The following is a 10,983-nucleotide window of genomic DNA, read 5'->3' as shown; positions in this document are numbered from 1 at the left end:
AACGTGTGCCAGAAGAGTGGTAAAAGTCATTGCGACCCGGTGTAGTGCGGGGGGGATTACTCCATTGTCTGACTGTGGCATATCTGTATCGTCCACGCCCTGAAGAAGGTGCATGGTCACTCGGTTGGTTGTAATCATTACCTGATCTTGTGTATTTATCACTGATACCAGCAGAGCTTCTATCCATAATTATATTTCATTAATTCATGAAAATATAAAAAGCAGACTGCTGTTCTGTTCAGAAGTTCATTTTGCTGAACGGTTTATAAACGCAAGTGGTTGGAGGAGAACATCTACTCTGAATTGTGAAAACGGTTCCTGAGTCTTGATGGCATGGAGGCGATTACTGGCTGTTTGTTCTCTTCTTTATTTGATCAATAAATGGTTTCATTAAATCCTGTTTACAAAGCCGGTTAACCGGGATTTCAATGACCTCAAAACCTGCTTTCTGCAGCAGTGCGATTTTTAGCAGCGTCGAACCCTTCCTGGTTTTGAAATCACCACCCACGTAGTGAGACGGCCCCTGCACTTCAATCACCATGTTGTGATCTGGCAGTAACAGGTCAACCGGAGGTAATGAATTCAAACTCTTTTCTTCTTCAATCTTCAAAGAGGGCATACATGATTGGAGTTGATTGCGGAAGTCGGCTTGGGTTTTTGAAATGGCTGTCTGGTAATGGCGGACGACCAGACACGCTCTGCCAAGCCAACTTGAGGCCATGATCATGATGGATCGATCCTCTTCATTATCTGGTGAGGTATTTTCCAGGCGCGTCAACAGGTCATCCATGTGCTTTTCAAGCACATTACTTTTATTGGTTTTGGAGACCAGAGCCAACCTGGCACAGCATACCATGACTCCCCAGAGAGACATCGATATCTCTTCCTGAGAAAACTGAAGGTTCTTACTGATGCGATAGACAAGCGATTCGCACGCAGAGGTAGCCACGTTCAGCTCAATGAGTTCACCCAGTTTGGCCGTGGACCACAGCAGGTTGGCAATACCCTTGGCATTAAATTGGTCTACCTGTGCGTTCACCCGGTGCAACAGCGCGGCCACGGCCTCGTAGAGCCCTGGTGTTTGCTCCTGCCCGTTATCCACCAGTTTTGCCATGGCCCACAGCAGGTTGGCGATTTCCTGTGGGTTAAAGTTAGCTTTTTGTACGATCACGCAGGTCAACAGCGCAGCCACGGATTTGTTGAACTCTGGTGTCTGCTCGTACCTGCTGTCTACCAGTTTCGCCATGGCCCACAGCATGTTGGCGATATCCTGTGGTTTAAAGTTAGCTTTCTGTATTTTCACGTGGGGCAATAGCGTGGCCACGGCCTTGTTCAGCCCGGGTGTCTGCTGCATATTTTCCACCAGTTTCGCCATGGCCCACAGCTGGTTGGAGATATCCCGGGCATTGAATTGGTCTTTTTTTGCGTTCACGCAGGGCAACAGTGCGGCTACGGCCTCATTGAACTCTGGTGTCTGCTCCTGCCCATTGTCCACCAGTTTCGCCATGACCCACAGCAGGTTGGCAACATGCTGGGCAATAAATTGGTCTTTTTGTGCGTTCACATGGGGCAACAGGGCGGTCACGGCCTCGTTGAGTTCTGGTGTCCGCTCCTGCGTAATGTCCACCAGTTTCGCCATGGCCCACAACAGGTTGGCGATACCCTGTGGTTTAAAGTTAGCTTTCTGTACGTTCACGAGGGGTAACAGGGCGGCCACGGCCTCGTTGAGCCCTGGTGTCTGCTGCTGCGTATTTTTCACCAGTTTCGCCATGGCCCACAGCAGGTTGGCGATACCCTGTGGTGAAAAGTTAGCTTTCAGTGCGCTCACGTGGGGCAACAGTGCGGCCACGGCCTCGTTGAGTTCTGGTGTTTGCCTCTGCCCGTTGTCCACCAGTTTCGCCATGGCCCACAGAAGATTGGCGATTTCCTGTGGGTTAAAGTTAGCTTTCTGTGTGTTCACGTGGGGCAACAGTGCGGCCACGGCCTCGTTGAGTTCTGGTGTCTGTTCCTGCCCGTTGTCCACCAGTTTTGCTATGGCCCACACCAGGTTGGTGATAGCCTGAGGAATAAATTGGTCTTTCTGTGCGTTCACGAGGGGCAACAGGCCGGCCACGGCCTCTTTGCACCCCGGTGTCTGCTCCAGCCCGTTGTCCACCAGTTTTGCCATGGCCCACAGCAGGTTGGCAATGCCCTGGGCCCTGAATTGGTCTTTCTGTGCGTTCACGAGGGGCAGCAGGGCGGCCACGGCCTCTTTGAGCCCAGGTGTCGGCTCCAGTTCGTTGTCCACCAGTTTCGCCATGGCCCACAGCAGGTTGGCAATGGCCTGGGCCCTGAATTGGTCTTTCTGTGCGTTCACGAGGCGCAGCAGGGCAGCTAAGGCCTCTTTGAGCCCTGGTGTCGGCTCCAGCCCGTTGTCCACCAGTTTCGCCATGGCCCACAGCAGGTTGGCAATGGCCTGGGCCCTGAATTGGTCTTTCTGTGCGTTCACGAGGGGCAACAGGGCAGCTAAGGCCTCTTTGAGCCCTGGTGTCGGCTCCAGCCCGTTGTCCACCAGTTTCGCCATGGCCCACAGCAGGTTGGCAATGCCCTGGGCCTTAAATTGGTCTTTCTGTGCGTTCACGTGGGACAGCAGCGCGACAACGGCCTCGTTGAACTCTGGTGTTCGTTCCTGCCCGTTGTCCAACATTTTTGCCATGGCCCACAGCAGGTTGGCAATACCCTGGGCATCAATATCCCTGGCTTGAGGTGTTTGGTTGCAGTGAAATATTATTGCATCAAATAGTGTTGACAATAAGTTAGCCTGAGTAAGTTTAACTCGCTCATCCATGGGTTTATGTAGGGTAAAAACACCCGCTGAAGTCAATGAGTGAAGTGTTGTCGTCAGGCTTCGCCAATTCCAGCTCCGTGTGGCGGTAAAATTTTGCAGCAAACGTATCAGCTGGCTTTGTTCCGCTCGATTTAACGGTCTTTCAGCAGCCGACGTGTATTTTTTAATTAAACTGGCATATTGCCCGTGATTTCTCCCATCATAGCGATGACCGAAATGATCCGATTTACTCACCAGATCATCCATTATTTCCTGTTTAATGAGGGCATTAAAATCTTGTGCAGGGTTTACTGAACGGCACTGTAGATTTTGAGAAGAGCGTGTGCCAGAAGAGTGGTAAAATTCATTGCGCCCCGGGGCATTGCGGGGGGGATTATCCCATTGTCTGACTGTGGCATGTCTATATCGTCCACGCCCTGAAGAAGGGGCATGGTTATTCAGTTTGTTGTAATCATTGCCTGATCTGGTGTAATTACTACTGATACCAGCAGATCTTTCATCCATAATTATATTTCATTAATTCATGAGAATATAAAAAGCAGACTGCGGTTCTGTTCAGAAGTTCATTTTGCTGAACGGCTTATAAACGCCAATGGTTGGAGAAGAACATCTACTCTGAATTGTGAAAACGGTTCTTGAGTCATGATGGCAGGGAGACGATTACTGGCTGTTTGTTCTCTTCTTTATTTGATCAATAAATGGTTTCATTACATCCTGGTGCCAAAGCCGGTTAACCGGGATTTCAATGACCTCAAATCCTGATTTTTTTAGCAGTGCGATTTTCAGCAGAGTCGAACCTTTCCTGGTTTTGAAATCACCACCCACGTAATGAGACGGTCCCTGAACTTCAATCACCATGTTGTGATCTGGCAATAACAGGTCAACCGGAGGCAATGAGTTCAAACTCTTTTCTTCTTCAATCTTCAAAGAGGGCATACAGGATTGGAGTTGATTGCGGAAGTCGGCTTGGGTTTTTGAAATGGCTGTCTGGTAATGGCGGACGACCGGACACGCTCTGCCAAGCCAACTTGAGGCCATGATCATGGTGGATTGATCCTCTTCATCATATGGCGAGGTATTTTTCAGGCGAGACAACAGGTCATCCATGTGCTTTTCAAGTACGTTATTTTTATTGGCATTGGAGTCTAAAGCCAACCTGGCACAGCATACCATGACTCCCCAGAGAGACATTGATATCTCTTCCCTGGAAAACTTAAGGTTCTCACTGATTCGATAGACAAGCGATTCGCACGCAGAGGTAGCCAGGTTCAGCTCAATGAGTTCACCCAGTTTGGCCGTGGCCCACAGCAGGTTGGCAACATGCTGGGCAATAAATTGGTCTTCCTGTGCGTTCACACGGTGTAACAGCTCAGCTGCGGCCACGTTGAGCCCTGGTGTTTGCTCCTGCCCGTTATCCACCAGTTTTGCCATGGCCCAAAGCAGGTTGGCGATTTCCTGTGGGTTAAAGTTAGCTTTTTGTCCGATCACGCAGGTCAACAGCGTAGCCACCGCTTCGTTGAATTCTGGTGTCTGCTTGTACCTGTTGTCTACCAGTTTCGCCATGGCCCACAACAGGTTGGAGATATCCTGTGGTTTAAAGTTAGCTTGCTGTACTTTCACGTGGGGCAGTAGCGTGGCCACGGCCTCGTTGAGCCCGGGTGTCGGCTTCTGCTCGTTGTCCACCAGTTTTGCCATGGCCCACAGCAGGTTGGCGATATCCCGGACATTAAATTGGTCTTTCTGTTTGTTCACCCGGGGCAACAGCGCGACCAGGGCCTCGTTGAGCCCGGGTGTCTGCTCCAGCCCATTGTCCACCAGTTTCGCCATGACCCACAGAAGGTTGGCAACATGCTGGGCATTAAATTGGTCTTTTTGTGCGTTCACGTAGGGCAACAGTGCAGCCACGGCCTCGTTGAGCTCTGGTGTTTGCTCCTGCCCGATGTCCACCAGTTTCGCCATGGCCCACAACAGTTTGGCGATTCCCAGGGCATTAAGTTGGTTTTTCTGTGCGTTTACGAGGGGCAACAGGGCGGCCACGGCCGCATTGAACTCTGCTGTCCACTCCTGCCCGTTGTTCACCAGTTTCGTAATGGCCCACAGCAGGTTGGCAATGCTCTGGGCATTAAGTTGGTTTTTCTGTGCGTGCACGAGGGGCAACAGGGCGATCACGGCCTCGTTGAGCTCTGGTGTCTGCTCCAGCCCATTGTCCACCAGTTTCGCTATGGCCCACAACAGGTTGGCGATATGTTGAGGAATAAAATGTTCTCTCTGTGCGTTCACGAGAGGCAACAGGGCGGCCGTGGCCTCGTTGAGCCCTGGTGTCTGTTGCTGCGTATTTTCCACCAGTTTCGCCATGGCCCACAGCAGGTTGGCGATACCCTGAGGAATAAATTGGTTTTTCTGTGCGTTCACGTGGGGCAACAAGGCGGCCACGGCCTCTTTGAACCCTGGTGTCTGCTCCAGCCCGTTGTCCACCAGTTTCGCCATGGCCCACAGCAGGTTGGCAATGTTCTGGGCATTGAGTCGGTTTTTCTGTGCGTCCAGGAGGGGCAGCAGGGCGGCCACGGCCTCTTGGAGTCCCGGTATCCGCTCCAGTTCGTTGTCCACCAGTTTCGCCATGGCCCACAGCAGGTTGGCAATGCCCTGGGTATTGAGTTGGTTTTTCTGTACGTTCACGAGGGGCAACAGGGCGGCTAAGGCCTCTTTGAGCCCGGGTGTCCGCTCCAGCCCGTTGTCCACCAGTTTCGCCATGGCCCACAGCAGGTTGGCAATACCCTGGGCCTTAAATTGGTCTTTCTGTGCGTTCACGTGGGGCAACAGGGCGACCACGGCCTCGTTGAGCCCTGGTGTCGGCTCCAGCCCGTTGTCCACCAGTTTCGCCATGGCCCACAGCAGGTTGGCGATGCCCTGGGCCTTAAATTGGTCTTTCATTGCGCTCACGTGGGGCAATAGCGCAACAACGGCCTCGTTGAACTCCGGTGTCTGCTTCTGCCCTTTGTCCACCAGTTTCGCCATGGCCCAAAGCAGGTTGGCGATACCCCGGGCATCAATATTCCTGGCTTGAGGTTTTTGGCTGCAGTTAAATATTATTGCATCCAGTAGCGTTGACAATAAGTGAGCTTGAGTAGGCTTAACACGCTCATCCATGGGGTAATGAGGGGTAAAAACACCCGCTGAAGTCAATGAATGAATTGTTGTCGTCAGGCTTCGCCAATTCCAGCTCCGTGTTGGGATAAAGTTTTGCAGCATACGTATCAGCTGGCTTTGTTCTGCCCGGTTTAACGGTCTTTTAGCAGCTGACGTGTATTCTTTAATTGAATTGGCAAATTGACTGTGATTTTTTCCATTATAGCGATGACCGAAATGATCCGATTTACTCAACAGATCAGCCATTATTTCCTGTGTGATGAGGGCATTAAAATCTTCAGCAGGGTTTACTGAACGGCACTGTAGATGTTGAGAAGAGCGTGTGCCAGAAGAATGGTAAAATTCATTGCGACCCGGCACAGTGCGGGGGGGATTATCCCATGGTCTGACTGTGGCATGTCTATATCGTCCAAGCCCTGAAGAAGGGGCGTGGTTATTCGGTTGGTTGTAATCATTACCTGATCTGGTGTAATTACCACTGATACCAGCAGATCTTTTATCCATAATTATATTTCATTAATTCATGAGAATATTAAAAGCAGACTGCGGTTCTGTTCAGAAGTTCATTTTGCTGAACGGTTTATAAACGCAAGTGGTTGGAGGAGAATATCTACTCTGAATTGTGAAAACGGTTCCTGAGTCTTGATGGCAGGGAGGCAATTACTGGCTGTTTTCTCTTCTTTATTTGATCAATAAATGGTTTCATTAAATCCTGGTTCCAGAGCTGTTTAACCGGGATTTCAATGACCTCAAATCCTGATTTTTGCAGCAGTGCGATTTTCAGCAGAGTCGAACCTTTCCTGGTTTTGAAATCACCATTCACGTAATGAAACGGCCCCTGAACTTCAATAATAATGTTGTGATCTGGCAGTAACAGGTCAACCGGAGGTAATGAGTTCAAACTCTTTTCTTCTTCAATCTTCAAAGAGGGCATACATGATTGGAGTTGATTGCGGAAGTCGGATTGACGTTTTGAAACGATTGTCTGGTAATGGGGCTTGAACGGACACGCTCTGCCAAGCCAACTGGCGGCCATGGCAATGGTGGTTTGATCCTCTTCATTATCTGGGAATGTATTTTCCAGGCGAGTCAACAGGATATCCATGTGCGTTTCAAGCACACTATTTTTATTGGCATTGCAGTCCAGATACAACCTGCCACAGCATACCATTACTCCCCAGAGAGATATCAATATCGCTTGCTGAGAGAGCTGAGGGTTTTCACTGATTCGGTAGACAAGCGATTCGAACGTGGATGAAACTACGTTCAGCTCAACGAGCTCACCCAGTTTCGCCGTGGCCCACAACAGGTTGGCGATACCCTGGGCTTTAAATTGGTCTTTCTGTGCGTTCACTTGGGGCAACAGCGCGGCCACGGCCTCTGTGAAATCTGGTGTCCACTCCTGGCTGTTGTCCACCAGTTTCGCCATGGCCCACAGCAGGTTAGCGATAGCCTGGGCATTAAATTGGTCTTTCTGTGCGTTCACGTGGGGCACCAGCGCGGCTACGGTCTCTTTAAGCTCTGGCGTCTGCTCCTGGCCGTTGTCCACCAGTTTCGCCATGGTCCACAGCAGGTTAGCGATGGCCTGGGGATTAAATTGGTCTTTCTGTGCGTTCACGTGGGGTAACAGCGCGGCCACGGCCTCGTTGAGCCCTGGTGTCCGCTCCTGCCCGTTGTCAGCCAGTTTCGCCATGGCCCACAGCAGGTTGGCGATACCCTGGGCATTAAATTGGTCTTTCTGTGCGTTCACGTGGGGCAACAGCGCGGCCACGGCCTCGTTGAGCCCTGGTGTCCGCTCCTGCCCGTTGTCCACCAGTTTCGCCATGGCCCACAGCAGGTTGGCGATCGCCTGGGCATTAAATTGGTCTTTCTGTGCGTTCACGTGGGGCAACAGCGCGGCCACGGCCTTGTTGAGCCCTGGTGTCCGCTCCTGCCCGTTGTCCACCAGTTTCGCCATGGCCCAGAGCAGGTTGGCAATGCCCTGGGCATTAAATTGGCCTTTCTTTGTGCACACGTGGGGCAACAGCGCGACAACGGCCTCGTTGAACTCCGGTGTCTGCTTCTGCCCGTTGTCCACCAGTTTCGCCATAGCCCACAGCAGGTTGGCGATAGCCTGGGCATTAAATTGGTCTTTCTGTGCGTTAACGTGGGGCAACAGCGCGGCTACGGTCTCTTCAAGCTCTGGCGTCTGCTCCTGCCCGTTGTCCACCAGTTTCGCCATAGCCCACAGCAGGTTGCCGATATCCTGGGCATTAAATTGGTCTTTCCATGTGTTCACGTGGGGCAATAACGCGGCCACGGCCTCTTTGAGCCCTGGTGTCTGCTCCAGCCCGTTGTTCACCAGTTTCGTAATGGCCCACAGCAGGTTGGCAATGTCCCGGGCGTTAAGTCGGTTTTTCTGTGTGTTCACGAGGGGCAACAGTGTGGCCACAGCCTCTTTGAGCCCTGGTGTCCACTCCTGCAAGTTGTCCACCAGTTTCGCCATGGCGCACAGCAGGTTGGCGATATGCTGAGGAATAAATTGGTCTTTCTTTGCGTTTACGTGGGGCAACAACGTGACCACGGCCTCTTTGAGCCCTGGTATCTGCTCCTGCCCGTTGTCCACCAGTTTCGCCATGGCCCACAGCTGGTTGGCGATTCCCCGGGCATCAATGTCCCTGGCTTGAGGTTTTTGGTTGCACTTGAATATTATTGCGTCAAGCAGAGTGGACAGTAAGGAAGCTTGAGTTAGCTTGACACGCTCATCCATGGGGTTATGAGGGGTAAAAAAACCCGCTGAAGTCAATGAATGTAGTGTTGTCGTAAGGCTTCGCCAGTCCCAACGCCGTGTTACGGTAAAATTTTGCAGCAAACGTATCAGCTGGCTTTGTTCAGCTTGATTTAACGGTCTTTTAGCCGCTGATGTGTATCTTTTAATTGAATCAGCATACAGACCGTGATGTCTCCCATCATAGCGATCACCGAAACGATAAGATTTACTCACCAGATCATCCATTATTTCCTGTTTGATGAGCGCATTAAAATCTTGAGCAGGGTTTACTGAGCGGCGCTGTAGATGTTGAGAAGAGCGTGCGCCAGAAGAATGGTAAAATTCATTACGCCCCGGAGTAGTGCGGGGGGTATTATGCCGCTGTCTGACTGTACTCTGTCTATATCGCCCATGCCTTGAAGAAGTGGCATGGTTATCCGGTTGGGTGTAATTATTACCTGGTCTTGCGTTTTTGCCACTGAAACCAACAGAGGTTCTATCCATAATTATATTTCATTAATTCATGAGAATATTAAAAGCAGACTGCGGTTCTGTTCAGAAGTTCATTTTGCTGAACGGCTTATAAACGCCAATGGTTGGAGAAGAACATCTACTCTGAATTGTAAAAACGGTTCCTGAGTCTTGATGGCAGGGAGACGATTACTGACTGTTTGTTCTCTTCTTTATTTGATCAATAAATGGTTTCATTACATCCTGGTGCCAAAGCCGGTTAACCGGGATTTCAATGACCTCAAAACCTGATTTCTGCAGCAGTGCGATTTTCAGCAGCGTCGAACCCTTCCTGGTTTTGAAATCACCACCCACGTAATGAGACGGTCCCTGAACTTCAATCACCATGTTGTGATCTGGCAGTAACAGGTCAACCGGAGGCAATGAGTTCAGACTCTTTTCTTCTTCAATCTTCAAAGAGGGCATGCATGATTGGAGTTGATTGCGGAAGTCGGCCTGATGTTTTGAAATGGTTGTCTGGTAATGGGGGTTGAACGGACACGCTCTGCCAAGCCAACTTGAGGCCATGATCATGATGGATTGGTCCTCTTCATTATCTGGCGAGTTATTTTCCAGGCGAGTCAACAGGTCATCCATGTGCTTTTCAAGTACATTATTTTTATTGGCATTGGCGACTAGAGACAACCTGGCACAGCATACCATTACTCCCCAGAGAGACATCGATATCTCTTTCTGAGTAAACTGAAAGTTCTTACTGATTCGATAGACAAGCGATTCGAACGCAGAGGTAGCCACGTTCAGCTCAATGAGTTCACCCAGTTTGGCCGTGGCCCACAGTAGGTTGGCAATATCCCGGGCATTAAATTGGTCTTCCTGTGCGTTCACCCGGTGCAAAAGCGCGGCCACGGCCTCGTAGAGCCCTGGTGTTTGCTCCTGCCCGTTATCCACCAGTTTTGCCATGGCCCAAAGCAGGTTAGCGATTTCCTGTGGGTTAAAGTTAGCTTTTTGTACGATCACGCAGGTCAACAGCACAGCCACGGTTTTGTTGAACTCTGGTGTCTGCTTGTACCTGTTGTCTACCAGTTTCGCCATGGCCCACAGCATGTTGGCGATATCCTGTGGTTTAAAGTTAGCTTTCTGTACTTTCACGTGGGGCAATAGCGTGGCCACGGCCTCGTTGAGCCCGGGTGTCTGCTTCTGCTCGTTGTCCACCAGTTTCGCCATGGCCCACAGCAGGTTGGCGAGATCCCGGGCATTAAATTGGTCTTTTTGTGCGTTCACGTAGGGCAACAGTGCGGCTAAGGCCTCGTTGAGCTCTGGTGTCTGTTCCTGCCCATTGTCCGCCAGTTTCGCCATGACCCACAGCAGGTTGGCAACATGCTGGGCAATAAATTGGTCTTTTTGTGCGTTCACGTGGGGCAACAAGGCGGCCACAGCCTCGTTGAGCTCTGGTGTCCGCTCCTGCCCGATGTCCAACAGTTTCGCCATGGCCCACAACAGGTTGGCGATTCCCTGGGCATTAAATTGGTCTTTCTGTGCGTTCACGAGAGGCAGCAGGGTGGCCACGGCCCTGTTGAGCCCCGGTGTCTGCTCCTGCCCATTGTCCACCAGTTTCGTCATGGCCCACAGCAGGTTGGCGATTTGCTGAGGAATAAATTGGTCTTTCTGTGCGTTCACGAGGGGCAACAGGGCGGCCACGGCCTCGTTGAGTCCTGGTGTCCTCTTCTGCCCGTTGTCCACCAGTTTCGCCATGGCCCACGGCAGGTTGGCGATTTGCCTGGGCATTAAA

General features: G+C 51.2%; 5 protein-coding genes. All 5 read right to left on the bottom strand.

Annotation, left to right across the window (positions count from 1 at the left end; all coding sequences use genetic code 11):
• Positions 1-187, bottom strand: a 187-nt coding sequence (locus CX664_RS25690; RefSeq protein ID WP_145999973.1) for a hypothetical protein, incomplete at its 3' end; no start/stop codon positions are given.
• A 156-nt stretch (positions 188-343) separates the two neighbouring features.
• Positions 344-3,331 carry an RAP domain-containing protein gene (locus tag CX664_RS12265; RefSeq protein WP_101747016.1) on the bottom strand — a complete coding sequence of 996 codons (2,988 nt, stop codon included), beginning with the start codon at positions 3,329-3,331 and terminating at the stop codon, positions 344-346.
• Between the two features lie 156 nt (positions 3,332-3,487).
• A complete protein-coding gene (locus CX664_RS12260; RefSeq protein WP_101747015.1) occupies positions 3,488-6,478 on the bottom strand; it encodes an RAP domain-containing protein in 2,991 nt (996 codons plus the stop codon).
• Positions 6,479-6,584: 106 nt separating this feature from the next.
• Positions 6,585-9,227 (bottom strand): DUF1601 domain-containing protein, encoded by a 2,643-nt coding sequence (locus CX664_RS12255; protein ID WP_101747014.1) that lies wholly within the window; start codon positions 9,225-9,227, stop codon positions 6,585-6,587.
• Between the two features lie 156 nt (positions 9,228-9,383).
• On the bottom strand, positions 9,384-10,983 hold a 1,600-nt coding region (locus CX664_RS12250; protein WP_145999972.1), incomplete at its 5' end, for an RAP domain-containing protein.

The sequence above is a fragment of the Endozoicomonas acroporae genome (assembly GCF_002864045.1).
Classification (GTDB): domain Bacteria; phylum Pseudomonadota; class Gammaproteobacteria; order Pseudomonadales; family Endozoicomonadaceae; genus Endozoicomonas; species Endozoicomonas acroporae.
This window is presented reverse-complemented; position numbering and strand designations above follow the sequence as displayed.